Source organism: Tardiphaga sp. (assembly GCF_044336785.1).
GTDB lineage: Bacteria > Pseudomonadota > Alphaproteobacteria > Rhizobiales > Xanthobacteraceae > Tardiphaga.
In genome coordinates this window covers 83810-102685 of the sequence record NZ_JBIIOT010000006.1, presented here as the reverse complement: position 1 = coordinate 102685, position 18876 = coordinate 83810, and the positions used below count along the sequence as shown (strand labels likewise).

General features: G+C 63.2%; 15 protein-coding genes and 1 pseudogene. 10 read left to right on the top strand and 6 right to left on the bottom strand.

The window, feature by feature from the left end; genetic code table 11:
* Together ACIQ2A_RS03510 and ACIQ2A_RS03505 are read right to left on the bottom strand one after the other, a co-directional pair.
* Positions 1-479, bottom strand: a pseudogene (locus ACIQ2A_RS03510) (hypothetical protein); the annotation flags it as partial.
* Positions 476-2554, bottom strand: coding sequence for a GumC family protein (locus ACIQ2A_RS03505; protein ID WP_398475796.1), 2079 nt, complete (start codon positions 2552-2554; stop codon positions 476-478). The pseudogene ACIQ2A_RS03510 and the gene ACIQ2A_RS03505, both read right to left, overlap by 4 nt.
* A 233-nt stretch (positions 2555-2787) precedes the next feature.
* On the opposite strand from ACIQ2A_RS03505, the gene ACIQ2A_RS03500 reads away from it, so the two are divergent.
* The 5 genes from ACIQ2A_RS03500 to ACIQ2A_RS03480 all read left to right on the top strand — a co-directional run bounded on the left by ACIQ2A_RS03500 (position 2788) and on the right by ACIQ2A_RS03480 (position 9158).
* The gene (locus ACIQ2A_RS03500) at positions 2788-3735 is read left to right on the top strand and encodes a WecB/TagA/CpsF family glycosyltransferase (protein WP_398475794.1); all 948 of its coding nucleotides are present in this window, start codon (positions 2788-2790) and stop codon (positions 3733-3735) included.
* 105 nt (positions 3736-3840) lie between these two features.
* Positions 3841-5199, top strand: coding sequence for a lipopolysaccharide biosynthesis protein (locus ACIQ2A_RS03495; RefSeq protein WP_398475792.1), 1359 nt, complete (start codon positions 3841-3843; stop codon positions 5197-5199).
* Between the two features lie 3 nt (positions 5200-5202).
* Positions 5203-6333, top strand: coding sequence for a glycosyltransferase family 4 protein (locus tag ACIQ2A_RS03490; protein WP_398475790.1), 1131 nt, complete (start codon positions 5203-5205; stop codon positions 6331-6333).
* Complete coding sequence (locus ACIQ2A_RS03485) at positions 6330-7814, top strand: hypothetical protein (RefSeq protein ID WP_398475788.1); 1485 nt, start codon at positions 6330-6332, stop codon at positions 7812-7814. Before ACIQ2A_RS03490 ends, ACIQ2A_RS03485 begins: the two co-directional genes overlap by 4 nt.
* A 78-nt stretch (positions 7815-7892) precedes the next feature.
* Positions 7893-9158 (top strand): GNAT family N-acetyltransferase, encoded by a 1266-nt coding sequence (locus ACIQ2A_RS03480; protein ID WP_398475786.1) that lies wholly within the window; start codon positions 7893-7895, stop codon positions 9156-9158.
* A 157-nt stretch (positions 9159-9315) separates the two neighbouring features.
* Here ACIQ2A_RS03480 and ACIQ2A_RS03475 read toward each other — a convergent pair whose 3' ends face one another.
* Positions 9316-10962, bottom strand: coding sequence for an amidohydrolase (locus tag ACIQ2A_RS03475; protein ID WP_398475784.1), 1647 nt, complete (start codon positions 10960-10962; stop codon positions 9316-9318).
* Positions 10963-11124: 162 nt separating this feature from the next.
* Here ACIQ2A_RS03475 and nthA point away from each other — a divergent pair, with 162 nt between their 5' ends.
* The 3 genes from nthA to ACIQ2A_RS03460 are packed head-to-tail and all read left to right on the top strand — an operon-like array spanning position 11125 to position 12805.
* Positions 11125-11766, top strand: a complete 642-nt coding sequence (gene nthA, locus ACIQ2A_RS03470; protein WP_398475782.1) for a nitrile hydratase subunit alpha — start codon at positions 11125-11127, stop codon at positions 11764-11766.
* Positions 11766-12422 (top strand): nitrile hydratase subunit beta, encoded by a 657-nt coding sequence (gene nthB / locus ACIQ2A_RS03465; RefSeq protein WP_398475780.1) that lies wholly within the window; start codon positions 11766-11768, stop codon positions 12420-12422. The genes nthA and nthB overlap by 1 nt, the downstream gene beginning before the upstream one ends.
* On the top strand, positions 12422-12805 hold the full coding sequence (locus ACIQ2A_RS03460; RefSeq protein ID WP_398475778.1) for a nitrile hydratase accessory protein: 384 nt from the start codon (positions 12422-12424) through the stop codon (positions 12803-12805). Before nthB ends, ACIQ2A_RS03460 begins: the two co-directional genes overlap by 1 nt.
* A gap of 111 nt (positions 12806-12916) precedes the next feature.
* Here ACIQ2A_RS03460 and ACIQ2A_RS03455 read toward each other — a convergent pair whose 3' ends face one another.
* From ACIQ2A_RS03455 to ACIQ2A_RS03445, 3 genes are all read right to left on the bottom strand, one after another.
* Positions 12917-14068, bottom strand: a complete 1152-nt coding sequence (locus ACIQ2A_RS03455) for a serine hydrolase domain-containing protein (protein WP_398475776.1) — start codon at positions 14066-14068, stop codon at positions 12917-12919.
* 199 nt (positions 14069-14267) lie between these two features.
* Positions 14268-14462 (bottom strand): hypothetical protein, encoded by a 195-nt coding sequence (locus tag ACIQ2A_RS03450; protein ID WP_398475774.1) that lies wholly within the window; start codon positions 14460-14462, stop codon positions 14268-14270.
* Between the two features lie 928 nt (positions 14463-15390).
* Positions 15391-16392, bottom strand: a complete 1002-nt coding sequence (locus ACIQ2A_RS03445) for an NADP-dependent oxidoreductase (protein ID WP_398475772.1) — start codon at positions 16390-16392, stop codon at positions 15391-15393.
* Between the two features lie 220 nt (positions 16393-16612).
* Here ACIQ2A_RS03445 and ACIQ2A_RS03440 point away from each other — a divergent pair, with 220 nt between their 5' ends.
* A complete protein-coding gene (locus ACIQ2A_RS03440; protein ID WP_398475770.1) occupies positions 16613-17896 on the top strand; it encodes a dicarboxylate/amino acid:cation symporter in 1284 nt (427 codons plus the stop codon).
* A gap of 8 nt (positions 17897-17904) precedes the next feature.
* Positions 17905-18825, top strand: a complete 921-nt coding sequence (locus ACIQ2A_RS03435; protein WP_398475768.1) for an amino acid ABC transporter substrate-binding protein — start codon at positions 17905-17907, stop codon at positions 18823-18825.
* Positions 18826-18876: the final 51 nt, after the last annotated feature.

The window sequence follows — 18876 nt, the reverse complement described above, 5'->3', positions numbered from 1 at the left end:
ATGAAGCGTTCGAGCCGGTCCATCTGGTTCGGTGGCACGAAAGGCAGCAGCATGCCGACAAGAAACAGATGCAGGTCGGTGTCGAAGAACATGCCAAAGCCGTTGCGGCCGCCGAGCACGATATTGGTCACCGCGAACATCGCCGCGCAGAAGAAATAGATCGTGCCGAGTTTGGTGGCGAGATAGTAGCGCAGCAGGTCGTATTTCGCCGGATAAGTCAGCAAGAATGTCGCCGACATGATCAGCAGGAAATAGGTCGCCGGATGGATCTTCGTGACCGGCGATCCCGCGATGGCCGAATAATCATAGCCGACCAGGTCGAGCATGGTTCCCGGCACGAGGAACAGCAGCACGGCATAGATCGCCATCATGGTCTGGATGCGCGGGCCGGCATAAGGCAGGCACAGCCGGATCGTTCCGGCGGACGCGTCGCGCGACGCCGGAACCGCATCGCCGGCGATGCGCCCGTCCATGCTCATGCGGCGACGGCATCCGGGACGGGATCGACCAGCACCGTCCGCGCCTTGATCCGGCGATGCTGCAGCAGATCGGCGACCACCTGCACGTCGTCGGATCGTGTGCCGTGGCTGGTATCCAGCAGGATGACTTCATCCACCATGGCATAGAGGCCGTATTCCGATGACGTGGTGCCGAGCTCGCCGCCATCGATGATCACGCGATCGAACCGGCGCGCATCGCGCAGCGCCGCGGACAGGGCTTCGCGCATCTGGGCATCCGGCGCGCGCAGGCCGACAATGCCTGCCGGCACGATATGGATATTGGTCTTGCCGAGCCGGTGCGCGGCGTCCGTCATCGATGCCACATGCGTCATCAATTCGCGCAGGCCCGCGCGGCCGTCGAAGCGCAGGCGTGAGGTGACGCGATGGCGCTGCAGGTCGGCATCGATGATCAGCGCATTGCGGCCGGCTTCCTCCACCGCGCGCGCCAGTTCCAGCGCGACGAGGCCGAGGGATGGGTCATTCGACGCGCGCACCAGCAGCACGGAATGCCCTTTCGGTGCAGCCAGCAATTCTGCAGTGACACGCGCCAATGGCGCCTGTGGCTTGAGCGGTGCGGGCGCGGGCGGCGGCGCCATCGGCGGTGCCGGTGGAGTCAATTGCGGCGGCGCCTCGGGCTCCGGCGATGTCACCGGCCGTGCGGCCAGGCTCTCGCGTGCGAGTGCAGCGACGATGCCGAGGAACAGGCCACCGAACAGGGCCGCAGCCATGATGATGGCGGTCGGCGGCCAGCTCTTGCGATCCGGCAGCGAGGCGCGCGAGATCAGGCGGATATTGGTGGTGTCGATCACCTGCTGTTCGCTGGCGGTCTTCGCCTTGGCAAGGAACGTCTCGTAGATCGCGCGATCGGAATCCGCTTTCCGCTCCAGCTCGCGCAGCGGCACGATGGCTTTTTCATTGGTCTGCGACAGCTTCTTCAGCGTGTCGAAGCGCGTCTGCAGGTTCTGCAGATTGGTGCGCTCGCTCGCCGCCGCATTGCGCACGGCCTGGGCGATCAGCTTCACCTCGCTCTTGATCGCCGCCTGTGCGTCGCGCACCTGCGCGCGCGCCGCCTGCAGCAGCGGATGGCTCGGCCCGTTGATCTGCGCCAGCTGCGCTTCCTCGCGCGAGGCGGTTGCGGCCTGGGTGCGCAGCTGCACCATGGTCTGCGACTGCACGGCCTCCGGCAGCGAATCCATCGAGGCACCGCCGGCTTCGATCTGCTCGATCAGTTTGACACGCGACTGCGCGTCGGTCAGCCGCGCCCGCGCGGTGGTCAGCTGTGTGTTCGCTTCATCCAGCTCTTGCTCGGTCACCAGGCGGTTGCGTGCGCCGATCAGGTTGTTGGCCGACTTGTACGCCGTCACCGCCTGTTCCGACTGGCTCACCGCATTGCGCATGCGCTCGAGCTGCGCGGTAATTGCCTCGGAGACGCGGCGATTGAAGCCAGCATTCGCATTGGCCTGCTCTTCGAGATAGGCATTGGCCACGGCATTGGTGAGCATGGCTGCGCGCGCCGCCGTATCGGCGGTGACGGAAATGTCGATGACGAAGGAGCGGTCGTTGCGCTTGGCCGTCGTCTTCAGGCGCAGGTTGCGCATGGCGACCTGTGCGGGATCTTCCGATGGGCTGATGCCAAACAGCGCCTTGATATTGGCGCCGAGCCCGCCGGCGCCGTTGAATTCCGGATCCTTGGCGAGATTGGTCTCCGTGACCACGCGCGACAGCACTTCGCCCGACGTGATGATCTTCAACTGGCTCTCGACCAGCAGCAGGCCATCGCCCGGCACGGAATTCTGCATCGCCGCTTCTTCTTTCGGCGTCTGTCGGTCGCGCGGATCGACATAGACCTGCGCGGTGGCAGTGTAAGCGGGGCGTGCGATGAGGATATAGGTGGCTGCGAGCGCGCAGAATGCGGCGGTCGTGCCGATGATCCAGACTTTGCGGCGGCCCAGGATGCCGACCACGTCCTTGAGGTCGATGCCGTCGGAGACTTTGCTGCCGCCGGAGACGCCGCGCGCGGCTGATCCGCTACTCTCCGCACGCTGAACCGACATGTCTCACTCCAACTCGATCGGCAGCTACGCTGAATTTGCCGATCGTCCTCATCGTAAATAAGTAGGGTTAATCGCCGGTTACTCGCATGCCGCAACATCAAAGCATAACGATCGGTTAACGCGGCACCTGCAATTGCGAGTTTCTTTACAGCGGTTAACCAGCGCTTAAGCCTGCGCCAAAGTGCGATCCAGTTTTACTACACATGTAATCATATGCGTATAAGGATACGCGCATGATTGGACAGCACCACGATATCGCTGCACCAGATGCGCGCGATGCAGCCGATGCAGCGGGCGAACGCCGTGAGGCGCTGGACCGGCGCACATCTTCATATACCGATACGCAGGCCAATCTCGCGAAGCTCGGTCTCGAAGAGCGTCGCCTGTCGCCGGATCGTCGCGGCAGCGTGTTTCATCGCTGGCGTCGCCTGTCGCTTGGCGGATTGCCGGTCGTGGCTGCCGACAGCAAAGAGACGGCACGCGTGATGGTCGACGAAGCGCTACGGCGCAGCGCGCTGTGGCGCTTTCCCGCCTATCTCACCTCTACCAATGGTGAAGTGACCTATCGCTGCGCGGTGGACAGCACCGAGCGCGATCTGTTCATGCAGGCCGATGCCATCCATGCCGACGGCATGGCGCATGTGTTCGCCTCGAAGCTGCACGACGCGCAGGGATTGCCGGAGCGCGTCGCCACCTCCGATCTGTTCTATGATGTGGCAGCGGAAGCCACTGCACGCGGCGCCAGCATGTATATGCTGGGCGCCACCGAAGCCGCCAATGCTGCTGCCGTGGCTGCCGTGAAGGCGAAATATCCCGGCATCAAGATGGCCGGGCATCGTCATGGTTTCTTCCGCGACGAGGCCGAGGAGATCGCGGTCTGCGCCGAGATTTGCGCGGCGCAGCCCGACATTCTGTGGATCTCCATGGGCGTGCCGCGCGAGCAGCGCTTCATCGTCCGCCATCGCCATCGTCTCACCGCGGTCGGTGTCATCAAGACATCGGGCGGGTTGTTCGATTTCGTTGCGGGCTTGAAGAGGCGGGCGCCCGCATGGATGCAGGCGGTTGGCCTCGAATGGCTCTGGCGCATGCTGCTGGAGCCGCGCCGGCTCGGCTGGCGCTATCTGAAGACCAATCCGCTCGCCTTCTATCTGCTGCTGAAGAAGCAGGGTTTGAACAAATAAATCCGCCCGCACGCCGAATGCGTGCAGGTGATCGATGAAAGGCCGGGCGCGGCGTGCTAGTCAGGCCCGGATTCCAGTCGCTCCGACATTGCCGCGAAAATGATATTGTCCGCCATTCACAAAGCCAGAAGCCTGCTCGGCTCGCTCGTCGATCGCCATCTCAATCAGGGGGTGGTGCTGACGATCGGCCTGCAATTCGGCGGCGCCATCGTCTCCTTCGCCATGTATTCGCTGGCGGCGCGGATCCTCTCGCCGGAGGATTTCGGCCATCTCGCGATGTGGCTGTGCGTCTGCCAGATGGGCAGCGTCATAGCGATGCTCGGGCAGGAGATGTTCATCCTGCGCTCGCTCAACGAATATGCCGTGTCCAAACAGCCGGAGCTTGCCAAGGGCGCGCTGCTGTTCTCGGTCGGCATCGTCGCTCTGGTGCCGCTGTTGCTGGCCGCCATCATTGGCAGCGTCGGCGTGTTCCTGCTCGGCGAAACGCCGCGTCTGATGATCGCCACCGGCCTGTTCCTGATCGCCTGTTCGTCGATCTCGCTGTCCAGCCATATCGGCCGCTCCACCATCAGCGTGTTGCTGGCCGAAGGCATGCGCGATTTCTTCTGGCGCAGCATCGTGGTCGGGGTGATGATTGCGCTGATCGTCAGCAGCACCATCATCGAGATCCATCAGTTCTTCCTGCTGTGCTCGGTGGGCGTCGCATTGGCGCTCGGCATCCAGGTCACGGCAATCCTGCGACGGCTGCCGCGCGATGTGCTGCGCGCCCGTCCGCATTGGCATTTCCCTCACTGGATCAAGGCGTCGTCCGGCTTCTGGGCGTCGTCCATCCTGGAGACCATCAACCAGTTCTTCGATGTGGTGATCGTCTACTGGTTCCTCGATCCCGTCTCCGCCGGCGCTTACTTCGTCGCCTCGCGCGTCGCCAACATGTTCGCGGTGCCGCTTGGCGCCCTGCACAACATCTCCACGCGCCGCATTCCCCCTCTGTATTTCGCCGGCAAGACCGACGAGCTGAACAAGACGCTGAAGCTGATGGCCGAGATGATGCTGCTTTGCGTCGCCGTCGGCATCGCGCTGCTGCTGCTCGGGGCCGACTATATCCTCGCGCTGTTCGGGCCTGATTTCGTTGCCCAGAAATGGACGCTGATCACGCTGGCGCTCGGCACCGCCTTCTATGCAGCCGGCGGCCCCGCGCCATCGGTGCTGCAGATCGCAGGCCAGGAGCGGCGTTACCCGTTCATCGTCGCCTCCAATATCGTGCTGCGCTTCATCGGCTTTGCGATCTTCATCCCGCTGTTCGGCCTGTGGGGGGCAGCGCTCGCCGCCTCCACCAGCCTCGCCATCGTGACCATCGTGCTCAATGTGCTGTGCCGGCGCTGGCTTGGCCTTGATCCGTCGGTGCTGTTCCTGTTCCGCAAACCGCCGGCGGCACTGCGCGACGCCGCCTCGCGCGCGTCCTGATCCATGTCACCGCGTATCCTCATCATCCAGACCCAGGGCGAGAATGCCGGTGCGCAGGAAATCTCGCGCCTGGTCGGCGCCGGACTTGGGTCTCGCGGCTACGACGTCAGCCACCTTTTCTTTTATCGCAAGTCGCCGAGCTTCGATGCGCCGCCCAATACGCGCTATTGCAGCCTCGATCGCCCGCGCGGTCTCACCGGTGCGCTGGCATTTCCGGCGCAGCTGCTGCGTGAAATCCGCGCGGCAGAGCCGGATGTCATCCTCACCTTCCAGCATTATGGCAATACCGTCGGCGGCCTCGCCGCGCGGCTTGCCTGTTCGGCTCCGATCATTGCCAACCAGGTCTCGGCACGGATGCTGATGAATCCGCTGGTCCGGTCAGCCGATCTGATGCTCGGCCTGCTCGGTGCGTTCGATTCGATCACCGTCAATTCCTCGGACATGCTCGCGGATTATTCGCGCTATCCGAAGCGCTACAGCAGGCGTCTGCGCTACGTTCCGCACGGCTTCGATCTGAAGACAACAACACTCTCCAGGCAGCAGGCCCGTGCTGCTTTCGGGCTCCCGCCAGATGTTCCGCTGCTGGGTTCCGTCGCGCGTTTGAACGCCGGCAAGCGCCTCGATGCGGCGATATGTGCGCTAACCGACTCTCCGGACTGGCATCTCGTGCTGGCCGGGCAGGGGCCGGATGAAATGTCACTGCGTCAACTCGTCGTTGAGAAACATTTAGAAATGCGTGTATATTTTACCGGTGAAATGCCGCCCGAACGGATCGGCGATTTTCTGGCGGCGCTCGATGTTTTCGTCTTCCCATCGCAAGCAGAGACTTTCGGCCTCGCGGCCGTGGAGGCCGCGGCGGCGGGCGTGCCTGTCGTCGCCAATGATCTGCCCGTGCTGCGCGAAGTGCTCGCCTCCGATGGCAGGCCTGCTGCCCTGTTCGTCGATGCGGCGGATCATCGCGCGTTCACCGACGCGATTTCCCGTGCGCTCCATGATGACGCGCTCCGTACCGATCTCATCTCGGCCGGGCGTGGCTTGCATGCGCGCTACTCCGTCGCGCGCATGGTCGATGACTATGAACAGCTGCTTCGCAGCGTCCTCGCGCCAGCTCACCAACTTGCGCCGCAGCCATGATCATTGAACTGCGCTGCGATCCGAAGCGCCCGCGGGCCTGGATCGCAGATGCGGTTCGGTCGCTGCAGGGGGCTGGTCACAGCGTGGGCCTGCGATGGGTCGAGGCAGCCACATCCACGCCACGCAGCATCGATTGGCTGTTCGCGCTGGAAAAGCGAGCGCTCCATGGCGGACAGGCCAGCGCCGTGGATTCCGTCGAACGCTCGGCGCTTGCGGCTGCACCCGCCAATGCGGCGGAGATCGTCATCGATTTCACCGATGCACCGGCCCGCGACGCTGCGGCGCCGTCCTATCTCCGCCCGCTCTATAATGGCCAGGCCGGCGAATTGGGGGCCCTCACGGCGTTGCTCGCCGGCGACATGCCCGTCATCGAGCTGCGCAACGAGATCAGCGGCGAGATCGTTGATCGCGGGCATCCGTCGTCAGAAGTCGCCAGCGGGCTGAGCGGCGGGCTGGCGTCGCTGATGGCCCGCACGATCACGTTGATCAAGGCCAATCTGAACGGTGCTCCGCGGCCGCCCATCCACATCCAGCCCCAGACAGCGCACCGCGACATCGATGCAGCAGCGTGCGTCGTGCTGGGCGGCATTGCCCGTCACCTGTTGCGCAAGGTCTATCGTTTCCTGTGCTACGCGCCGCAATGGCATGTCGGCTGGCGCTTCACGGATGACGCCGATGTATGGCAGACGCATGACCTCACCGGCGCGCCCTGGAAACGCCTGAAGGAACGTCCGCATCGCTTCGCGGCTGATCCCTTTCCCGTGTCTTGGCAGGGCCGCACGGCGGTGTTCTTCGAGGAGCTTGATCACCGCGTCGGCAAGGGCATCATCTCGGCGATCGAATTCAATGAGCAGGGACCGGTCGGAGATATCTTCACCGTACTCGACGAGCCGTGGCATCTCTCTTATCCGTTCCTGATCGAGGACGGCGGCGAGCTCTGGATGATTCCCGAATGCTCCGCCACCAATGAGGTCATCCTCTATCGCTGCAAGCGCTTCCCGGACCAATGGGAGCGGCACGCCACCTTGTTGTCCGGCGTTGAACTCAGCGATGCGACCGTCACGCAGCATGACGGCCGCTATTATCTGTTCGGCGTCACCCGCGAAGGCTCCGGCGGCTATTCCGACACGCTGTCGATCTATCACGCGGACAGCCTGACGGGGCCGTGGCTGCCGCATGCGCAGAATCCCGTGCTGCTCGACCGCGCCAATGCGCGGCCGGCCGGCCATTTTGTCATGCGCGATGGTCGTCTCTGGCGGCCGGTTCAGGATTGCACCCACGGCTATGGTGCGGCAATGGCGCTGGTGGAGATCATCGAATTGTCGCCGACCCGCTTCGAACAGATCAGGCGCCACCACGTGACGCCGTCATCGCATTGGCCCGGTCGCAAGCTGCATACGCTCAATCGCCTCGGTCGATTGGAGCTCATTGATGGCACGCGGATCCAGCCGAAGATCTTTTCGTACTTGTTCAAATCGTAACGATCGCGGTCAGGTGTTGCTATCCAAAACGCCGGCGATGCGATGAGATCGGCTTAACCTTGATATCGCTTGTTATATTTGCGCGGTGTCGTGCGCAACGCAATCCCGTTACAAGGATACTCAATAACGCTGAGACTTGTAGATAGCAGCCGCCGAGCGACGTTTGCGCGGTGTCGACGCCGGATTTGCGGCCGCTTCAATCGTTTCACGGATTGTACCGCCATGAATATGATGATCACCAAGACCCCGGGGCTCGCGCGTGATGGCGTCGTCGCCGTCGAGCCGGATTTCGATTTCCAATCGTCCGAATATTGCGCGTTGTTCGCGCGGTCGGATCTGACGCCGTTTCAATCACCACTCTGGCTCGCATCGATCCATCGTGACCTTGCGCCTGCGCTGGGTGCCCGCCAGCACACGGTGACGGTGCGCGATCGCGCCAGCCGGGAGCTGCTCGCAGTATTGCCACTGGTGATCCAGAGGCTCGGTCTTCTCAAAGTGATCCAGCCGGCCGATTTCGGCGTTTGCGACGCCAATGCGGTCGTCGGTGAAACCGTTGTTCTCGAGGCGCTCGCGCGCGATCCGCGCTTGCGTCAGGAATTGAGAGCGAGTCTCAAAGGAGCAGGCGCTCTGTTGTTCCGCAAGGTTCGCCGGGACGGGTTCGACGTCCGCCGGCTGTTCGATGGCGTGGCCACGAGCGTTGGGGAGAATGCCGGATATCACAGCGATACCGGGGACGATTTCGAACACTGGGAGCGCAAGAAGCTGAACAGCCAGTTCACGAAAAAACTGGGCCAGCTGAGGCGGCAAATCGAACGCGATTTCGGCGGGTACGACATACGGCTCGCGCGGACCGAGGGCGAAATCAAAGACGCTTTCGCACTGCTGCAGCGGGTCAATACTGGGCGTTTCGAGTCCAGCCTGCTCGACGATCCCGTCTTCGCCGATTTCTACCGCAACTACGCCATCGCGGGCGCCGCGAGCGGGCAGGCGCAGACCAATGTCTTCTATGTCAAGGACGAGCCGATGGCGGTGCTGTTCGGCATCGCCCATGGCGATCAATGTCACATGATGCTGATCGGTTCGGATATGGATCGCATGGGTAAATTCTCGCTCGGCTTGCAGATCTACCATGCGGTGATCAAGCAGCGTTTCGAAGCAGGCCTTCAGCGGCTCGATTTCGGGCTGGGTAACAGCGGCTACAAGTCGCGCTTCCGTGTCGAGGAAACGTTGCTCGACAATTTCAGCGTATCGCGCTCGCCGGCAGGTCTGCTGATGACGACCGTGTATCATCGCAGCAAGCCGCTGAAGAACAGGTTGCGTCGGTTTGCCGAGCGGCTGCGGTAAGCATCTCGATGCCGACGCCATCTACTCGACCCTCATCCTGAGGAGCCGCGCTGTTGCGCGGCGTCTCGAAGGATGGCCGCGCACGCGGTGCACGGCTTCTTCATGGTCCGAGACGGCGCTCCGCGCCTCCTCACCATGAGGGCGGAGTAAGCCGTGATTACTCCGCCGCCTGCGCCACCTGCCCGAGCCGGTCGAACACCACCTCGCCACCAAGAATGGTGAGATCGCAGCGTGCATCCATCTCCACCACCTCCGGCGTCACGCTGAACACGTCATGGCTCAGCACCGCGATATCCGCGAGCTGGCCCGGCACCAGCCGGCCGACATTATTCTCCGCAAACTGCGTATAGGCGCCGTAATAGGTGTAGGCGTGGATCGCCTCTGCCATCGACAGCTTCTGTCCTTCGCCCAGCACCGTGTGCCGGTTCGACATCCGCGTCGTCATCGTGAACAGGTTCTTGAACGGATCGGTCGTCGACACCGGTGCGTCCGAGCTTGCGGCCGGATGCAGCCCGGCCTCGATCCACTTGCGCATGGGATAGGCGACATCGGTGCGCGCCTGGCCGACATTGGTGATGTAGAGATCACCGAATTCATACATGAAGACCGGCTGCGGCACCGGATCGATACCAGCAGCCGCCATGCGCGCGATCTGGCTGTCCGAGAGGAAGCCGCAATGCTCGATGCGGTGACGGCGGCCGAGGATCGGCTTCTCCGCGGTGCCGGCCTTCTCGATGCCCGACAGCACCTGCTCGATGGCGGCATCGCCGATGGCGTGGATGGCGAGCTGGTAGCCGCGATTGTGATAATGCGCGAGATAGTCGTGCATTTCCTTGTCGGTGTAGCAGAAGATGCCGCGATTTTCGGGATCGCCGACCAGATAAGGCTCGCTCATCGCCGCGGTGAGGCCGCCGGCCGAGCCGTCGCCGAACACTTTCATGGCGCCGTAACGTAGCCGACCGACCTCGCGGCCGAAGCGATAGCCCGCGTCATAAGCCTGGTCGCCGATGCCGTCGGTGTTGCCGTAGATGCAGACCCAGGTGCGGATCGGCAACGTGTTGGCCTTGGCGAGATCCTCATAGGCCTCGATCTCGTCCATGCCTGCCGCCATGCCGACAGCGGCATCCATGACAGCGGTAAAGCCCTGCGACAGCATGAATTTGCTTGCGCGGTCGATGGCGTCGCGCAGGCGCTCGGGGCTCGGCTTTGGCGCGGCATCGACGATCAGGCGCAACGCGCGTTCCGCCAGCAGGCCGGTCAGCTTGTTGTCGCGCCGCTCGATCAGGCCGCCATCGGGTTGTGGCGTGTTGTGGCCGATTCCGGCCTCGCGCATCGCGGCGGTATTGATCACGGCCACATGGCCGCAGGTCCGCTTCAGATAGACCGGATTGTTCGGTGCAACCGAGTCGATTTCCTCGGCGGTGGGATGTCGGCCCTCGGCCAGCTCGTTGTGGTCGTAGCCGCGGCCATTGATCCATTCGCCGGGCTTCGCGGTCTTCGCCCTCTCGGCGACGCGGCGCAGGATTTCGCCGATCGAATTGGCGCCGGTCTCCGGTCGCAGATTGATCTCGGTCATCGTCAGGCCGAGCGGCAGCAGATGCATATGCGCGTCGTTGAGGCCGGGGATCGCCGTGCGGCCGGCCAGTTCGATGATACGGGTGTCCGGACCAGCCATCTCGGCGATCTCTTCGGCGCTGCCGGTGGCGAGCACGCGGTCGCCGGCAAGCGCGATCGCTTCGGCAAAACCTTCATTCAGGCCGCAAAAGATGCGACCGCCGGTGAGGATCAGGCTGGGCTTGGACATGGGTAACCTTTTGTCGTCATTGACGCCGGTCGAATGACGGAATTCCGCCGCCGCTGCAAGATTGTAGAGTGGGCAGCGCGCCTGCAGTTTCGGCAGGGCGTCGCATGTTGCCTGCGCGGCGCATCTGTGGTGGATTCCGGAATTGAAAAGGAGATCAGCGCCATGAGCGGGCACGATCACGATGACCACGGCCATCATCACGACCATGACCACTCGGAGTTGTCCGAGACCGAGCTGCGCGTGCGCGCGCTGGAAAGCATTCTGGTCGAGAAAGGCTATGTCGATCCCGCAGCGCTGGATGAATTGATCCAGACCTACGAGACCAAGGTCGGCCCGCGCAACGGTGCCCGCGTCATCGCCAAAGCCTGGAGCGATCCAGCTTACTACGACCGCCTGCTGAAGGACGCGACCCCGGCCATCGCCGAGCTCGGCTATGAAGGCCGCCAGGGCGAGCACATCGTCGCCGTGGTGAACACGCCCGACACCCACAACATGGTCGTGTGCACCTTGTGCTCCTGCTATCCGTGGTCGGTGCTCGGCCTGCCGCCGGTCTGGTACAAGGCGGCGCCCTATCGCTCCAAGGCGGTGCGCGATCCGCGCGGCGTGCTGGACGACTTTGGCGTGGCACTGCCGAAGGAAACAAAGATCAAGGTGTGGGATTCCACCGCCGAGATCCGCTATCTCGTCGTCCCCATGCGTCCCAAGGGCACCGAAGGCTGGAGCGAGGAACAGCTCGCTGATCTCGTCAGCCGTGACAGCATGATCGGCACCGGCGTGGCGCGACAGCCGGTGGAGGTCGCCTGATGGACGGCGCGCATGACATGGGCGGCCATCAGGGCTTTGGCAAAGTCGAGCCCGAGGTGAACGAGCCGATCTTCCACGGCGAATGGGAGCGCCGCATGATGGCGATCACGCTGGCGACGGCAAAGCCGGGCCAGTGGAATATCGACATGTCGCGATATGCCCGCGAGAACCGCTCGCCGCGCGATTATCTCAACCGCACTTATTACGAAGTCTGGCTCGGCGGCGTCGAGAAACTGCTCGAGGAGAGGGGCCTCGTTTCGCGCGAGGAACTCGACAGTGGCAAGGTGTTGCTGCCGCATAAAGATGTGCCGGTGCTCAAGCCCGACGAAGTCGATGCCATGCTCCGCCGCGGCGGCCCCACCGAGCGCCCCACCAACACGCCTGCGCGCTTTGCCGTCGGCGACCGCGTGCGCGCCAAGGTGATGGCGCCCGTGACCCATACGCGGTTGCCACGCTATGTGCGCGGCCATGTCGGCACCATCGAGCTGCTGCACGGCGCGCATGTGTTCCCCGACAGCAATGCCATGGGCCAGGGCGAAGCGCCGCAATGGCTCTATACCGTGCGCTTCGACGGCAGCGAGCTGTGGGGCGCCGACGGCGATCCCGATGTGACGGTGTCCGTGGACGCCTGGGATTCCTATCTGGAGCCCGCATAATGGCCGACGATCGCGCAGCGGCCATTGTGGCCGTTGCATCTATCCCGACAATCCCGCGCGATATCGATGGGCCCGTGTTTCGCGCGCCGTGGGAAGCGCAGGCCTTTGCCATGACGGTGACGCTGCATGAGCGCGGCGTCTTTACCTGGGCGGAATGGGCCGCAGCTTTGTCCGCGCAGATCAAGCGCGCGCAGGCGGACGGCGATCCCGATACGGGCGAGACCTATTACCAGCACTGGCTGGCCACGCTGGAGAATTTGATCGCGGACAAGGGCGTCACGACGCGCGACGATCTGCATCGCTACCGCGATGCCTGGGATCATGCGGCGGACCGGACGCCGCATGGCCAGCCGATTGAGCTTGAGCCGAAGGATTTCGCGTAAGGCGACGACATCCTCTCTGTCATCGCCCGGCTTGACCGGGCGATCCAGTACACACGGCTACTTCGGAGAATACTGGGTCACCCGGTCAAGCCGGGTGACGACAGAAAGTGGCTAAGCAACCGCCCCCACCAGCGCATTGAAGAATGCATTATCCGACACCGCCGGATTGACCATGGTCGGTGGCTTCGCGCGCGACCCCAGCACCACGCAAATGACGCGCTGCTTCGGATTGATATACATCAGCTGCCCGAAGATGCCGCGCGCGGTGAAGGCACCGTCGTCGAGCGAGCCATCCGCGCCGGGCACAATCCACCACATGTAGCCGTAATCGACGCGCTTGCCGCTGATCATGCGCGCGGAGCCGGCCTCGCGCATCCAGCCTTCCGGCAGCACACGCTCGCTGTCGATCACGCCGTCATCGAGAATGAAGCGCCCGAACCGCGCATAGTCGCGCAATGTCGCAAAGAACCCGCTGCCGGCCACTTCGAGCCCGTTCGGTGCTTCCAGCCACCACGCGCCGTCCTGCTCCATGCCGAGCCTGGACCAGATCTTTTCCGACAGATAATCGCTCAGCCACTTGCCGGTGGCGGCCTTCACCAGCGCGCCGACCACATGGGTGTCGCCGGTGGAGTAGCAGAACTGCGTGCCGGGCTCCGCGACGCGCGGACGCTCGGCCATGTAGCGCATCACGGCGCCGGGCTGCTGGGCGATCTGGATCTCCAGCATGTGCCTGCGTTCTGACTGAGCGTCGGTCTGGTCATCGCTCCATTTCACGCCCGATGTCATCTGCATCAGCGTCTTCACCGTCACGCCGTCGAAAGCGGTGCCGTTGAATTCCGGCAGATAGGTCGTCAGCGGCTCGTCGACGCTCTTGATAAAACCATCCTGGATCGCAGCGCCGATCAGCGTGGTGCTGAAGGATTTCGCCATCGACATCGACAGCCAGCGGGTCTGTTCGGTGATGCCGAGATCGTAGTGCTCCAGCAGCACCTCGTCATTCTTCATCACCAGCAGCCCGGCCACGCGGTTGCGCGAGACATAGTCGTAGATGTCGTAGGTCGCGCCGTTCCATGGGATCGGGAAATCCGGCAGCGAGCGGTTACTGTAGGCCAGCGGCCGCACCGGCGCGCCCGCCTTGACGGTGCGGGTGGCGAAATTCATGTCGGGGGTGACGAAAGTGCGCTGATGCTCGCTTGGCATGGATTTGCCGGCATAGGAGCGGACGATGGCGTCGCTGTCGGCGCGAAGTTTTGTGTCGGTCAAGGCTCTACCTGCTGATGACAGGCGCATCGTTGCGCCTGTCATGGGATAGGGCAGGGGTGATGGGGTGTCGAGATTGTCTGTGCGATGGCTGTGATGCTGTGCCGTAGGGCGGAGGAGCGAAGCGTCATCCGTCGGCCGAATCCAAAGCTGAAACTCCGCGGCGGATGACGGCTTCGCGTCATCCGCCCTACGGTTGAGCTCAGCGCACGGCCGACGTATTCGAACTGGTAAACGCCGTCGGCTGTCCGGCCTTCATGACGCGTGCCGTCTGCACGTCGCCTCCGCCGCGCGAAAATATGCCGAGGCTCATGACCGCGATGCCGGCAATGAGCGCGACGACGACGATCTTCAGATGCGTGCTGCGGTCTGCGCTGTGGATCGAGTGGTTGTTCATAACGGCCTCCTGCCGTCTTACGCGGCAACCTGTTGAGGTCGCGTTGTAGGCCTGGCAAGTTTCCAACCGATGGCGTCCGTGTAGAAATGTGTTTCTTCCCGGCAGAGTTTTGTTTCGTCGCGTGACGGCCTTTGTCGTTGCCCGGCTTGACCGGGCAATCCAGTAAACTCTGACGGCCGGGATCAACTCGAAACGCCGGTATCCACTGGAGCCCCGCTTTCGCGGGGATGACAGGCAGGGCAATGCGCGAGAATGTTCCTATTTTGTTCTTGACGAAATCCGTATGAGGATTATTGTCCCTGTCGTCCGGCCCCGGTGAGAGGGGCGAGCGCGATCGTCACGTTCGCGGGGCTGGATGCGGTGGATGCCGGAGTTGCGGCGTCACGCGAAAGAAGGGTGACCTCCGCCATCCGCGGGAGGGACGGCTCGGCGCCAGACCTGCCACTGGCAATGAGACGGCTCGACCAAGGACGGCAGGGCGATCTCGTCGATCGCATGACGGACGACCGTGGCCGAGGCGTCTGGGATTCTTACTGCTGCGTCCCCCGGCCCTTCGCCTTGGGCCAAATAACGGGATTTGACCGCTCCCTGGGCAGGCAGCAGCCCCCGAACACCGCGTGCGGAACGCTGGGCACTTGCTCTGCATTCCGGAAAGTCCTGATGCATATCCTTGCGGAGTACCGCATCGGCATCAGGCACCAACGGGTGCATGAGCACCCGGCGTTCCGCGCGCCCTCTTTCGGGAGGGCGAAGGGAATGCGCAAAACTCGGACGCGCAAGCGTCGCGAGAACGGGATCGCGTGGGTGAAGGAATGACGGGGCTGTTTGACATTCGTATATCAACGACGCGCCGAACGTCGTGCTCCCTCCCTCAGTCGGCGCAGCCGCGCAGCGGGGAGGGAAAAGATCAGCGCTTGGCCGGGAAAAGTTACACCCTCACCATCCTCTTCCCCCTGTTCTCTCCCGCGAGCAATCCGATCAGCGCCTGCGGCGTGTTCTCGATCCCGTCGATCACATCCTCCAGCACCTTGATCTTGCCCGACGACACCCAGCCCTGCAGATCGCTCAGCGCCTGGTCGCGCTGCTTCATGTAGTCCATCACGATGAAGCCTTGCATGGTGAGACGCTTCACCACGATCAGTCCCGGCACGCCGCGCGGCCCGGTCGCGGAAGGCGCGCCGTCATATTGCGAGATGGCGCCGCAGCAGGCGATGCGGCCGTTGAGATTCATCTGCGGCAAACAGGCTTCGAGAATGTCGCCACCGACATTGTCGAAATAGACATCGATGCCATTCGGAGCCGCCGCTTTCAGGGCCTTGAACACCGCACCATCCTTGTAGTCGACCGCCGCATCGAAGCCGAGTTCGGAGGTCAGCCAGTGGCACTTGTCGGCGCCGCCGGCGATGCCGATCACGCGGCAGCCTTTCAGTTTGGCGATCTGGCCGACGATGGAGCCGACCGAGCCGGCGGCAGCAGACACCACCACCGTCTCGCCCTCCTGCGGCTTGCCCACATGCAGCAGGCCGAAATAAGCGGTGAGGCCGGCAATGCCATAGATCGACAGCAGATGCGTCAGCGGCTCCATGCGCGGCATCTTCGTCAGGTGCTTTGCAGCCACGGCGGCATAGTTCTGCCAGCCGGTATCGCCGAACACGATATCACCCGGCTTCAGCGTATCCGATTTCGACGACACAACTTCGGCAATGCCGCCGCCGGCCATCACGCTGTTCGCTTCCACGGCCGAGCGATAGGTCGCCCCATGCATCCAGGCGCGGTTGGCGGCATCGAGCGAGATGTAGCGCACGCGCAGCAATGCCTCGCCATCCTTCGGCTCCGGCATGCGGCCGTCGATCAGCCTGAAATGCTCGGCACCGAGCTTGCCCGCCGGCTTCTCCACCAGAAGAACCTGTCGATTGATGCTGTCATTCATGGTCATCGCTCCCGTGACTGTCGTTGTTTGTTGCAGTCGCTGCGCAAAGCGCAATCACTCTGCACAGTTTTTGTAGTTCGACGCTAAGCCGTGACGTGGCATCGCACAATGGCCAATACCCGCCGATGATACCAATTCGGTTCCGTCGCAACGAAGCTGTTGCGCGCGGTGATCAATATGACAGACTGTCGCAGTCGGGATGTGTGTGACGGGGGACAGAATGTCGAACAGGTTTACGCAATACATTCTTATCGCGATGGCTCTGGGCATCGTGATGGGATCGCTGGTCTTCAACTATCTGCCCGACAGCCGCGGCGAGATCGCCGCCGACGTCAATCTGATCGCCATGCTGTTCCTGCGCCTGATCAAGATGATCATCGCGCCTCTCGTCTTCGCCACGCTGGTCGGCGGCATCGCCCATATGGGGTCCGGCTCCAAGCTCGGCCGCATCTTCGCAAAAACCATGGGCTGGTTCGTCACCGCCTCGTTCGTCTCGCTGCTGCTCGGCCTGGTGATGGTCAACCTGCTGCAGCCTGGCGCCAATTTTCCCGGCACGCTGCCGGCTGCGGGACAATCGACGGGCCTGCAGACCTCGGCCTTCTCGATCGAGAAGTTCCTCACCCATCTCATTCCCGTCTCCATCGCGGATGCGATGGCGCAGAACGAGATTCTGCAGATCGTGATCTTCGCTATCTTCTTCGCGGTGGCGATGGGGGCTATGCCCGAACGCTCCAAGCCGATGCTGGCGCTGATCGACGATCTCGGCCACATCATGCTGAAGGTGACAGGCTATGTGATGCTGTTCGCGCCGCTGGCGGTGTGGGCGGCGATCATGGCCACGGTATCGAAGAACGGTCTCGGCGTCTTGTGGAAGCTGATCGTCTTCATGGGCGGCTTCTATCTGTCGCTGGCGATCCTGTGGGCGATCCTGATCACGGTGGGCTTCATCGTCATCGGGCCGCGCTACAGCCATCTGCTGCGGCTGATCCGCGAGCCGCTGATGATCGCCTTCTCCACCGCGAGTTCGGAGGCCGCCTATCCGAAGACGCTGGAAGGGCTCAACCGCTTCGGCGCGTCGTCGCGGATTTCCAGCTTCGTGCTGCCGCTCGGCTATTCATTCAATCTCGACGGCACGATGATGTATTGCACCTTTGCAGCCATCTTCATCGCGCAGACCTATCATATCGAGATGTCGCTCGGCACCCAGCTCGCCATGCTCGCGACATTGATGATCACGTCGAAGGGCGTTGCCGGCGTGCCGCGTGCGTCACTGGTGGTGATCGCCTCGACGCTCAGCCAGTTCAACATTCCCGAAGCCGGACTGTTGATGATCATGGGCATCGACACCTTCCTCGATATGGGCCGCAGCGCCACCAATGTGATCGGCAATTCGCTGGCCACGGCCGTGGTGGCGAAATGGGAGGGCGAGCTGGCGCCGGAACATGAGCTCGGGCCTGACGATGTGGTGGCGAGCGGCGAGATCCCTGCGCTCGGACATGGGTGAGGCTGGCCATGCTGCGCGCGCTCTTTCTCGTCGCGAGCGTCGGCTGGTGGGCCGCCTGGTTGCTGTCCCCCGGTGCGTTTGCGCAGACGGCGGGCGAGGGGCTCAGCCCCACGCTGTCGGCCATCAAGGCGGCCAAGGTCGTGAAGCTCGGCTACCGTGAAAGCTCGCCGCCGTTCTCGTTCCTGGATCAGGCCGGGCGGCCGATCGGCTACAGCCTCGAACTGTGCCAGGCCGTGGTGGAGGATATCGGCGTCGAGGTCGATGTACCTGATCTGCGCATCGACTATGTGAAGGTGACCTCGGACGATCGCTTCCAGGCCATTACCGACGGCAAGATCGACCTCGAATGCGGATCGACCACGGCCAATGTGGAACGCCGCAAGCAGGTGGCCTTCTCGCCCCTGATCTTCGTCGCCGGCACCAAGCTGATGGTGCCGAAGACCAGCACCGGCACCGCGCCCGCGGATTTCAAGGGCAAGACCATCGTCGTCACCAAGGGCACCACCAATGAGCAGGCGATGCATGTGGTGGATGCGAAATTCGGCCTCGGCCTGAATTTCGTCGTCTCGCCCGATCACGAGCAGAGCTACCAGATCCTGGCCGACGGCAAGGCCGATGCGTTTGCCACCGATGACGTGCTGCTGTCCGGCCTGATCGCGCGCCACAAGTCGCAGGACCGGTTTCGCGTGGTCGGCGATTTCCTGTCCTACGATCCCTACGGCATCATGTTTCGCAAGGGCGATCCGCAGCTCACCGCCGTGGTCGAACGCGCCTTCCGCCGGCTTGGCTCGAACCGCGATCTGATCCCGCTGTACAACAAGTGGTTCGTCGCCCGCCTGCCGACCGGCGAGCGCATGGGCATCTCCATCTCGCCGCAACTGGAAGAGAGTTTCAAGGCGCTGGATGATTCCGCGGGTGGGACGAATTAGGCCGTAGGATGGGTTGAGCGCAGGCGCGACAGCCCCGAAGCGATACCCATC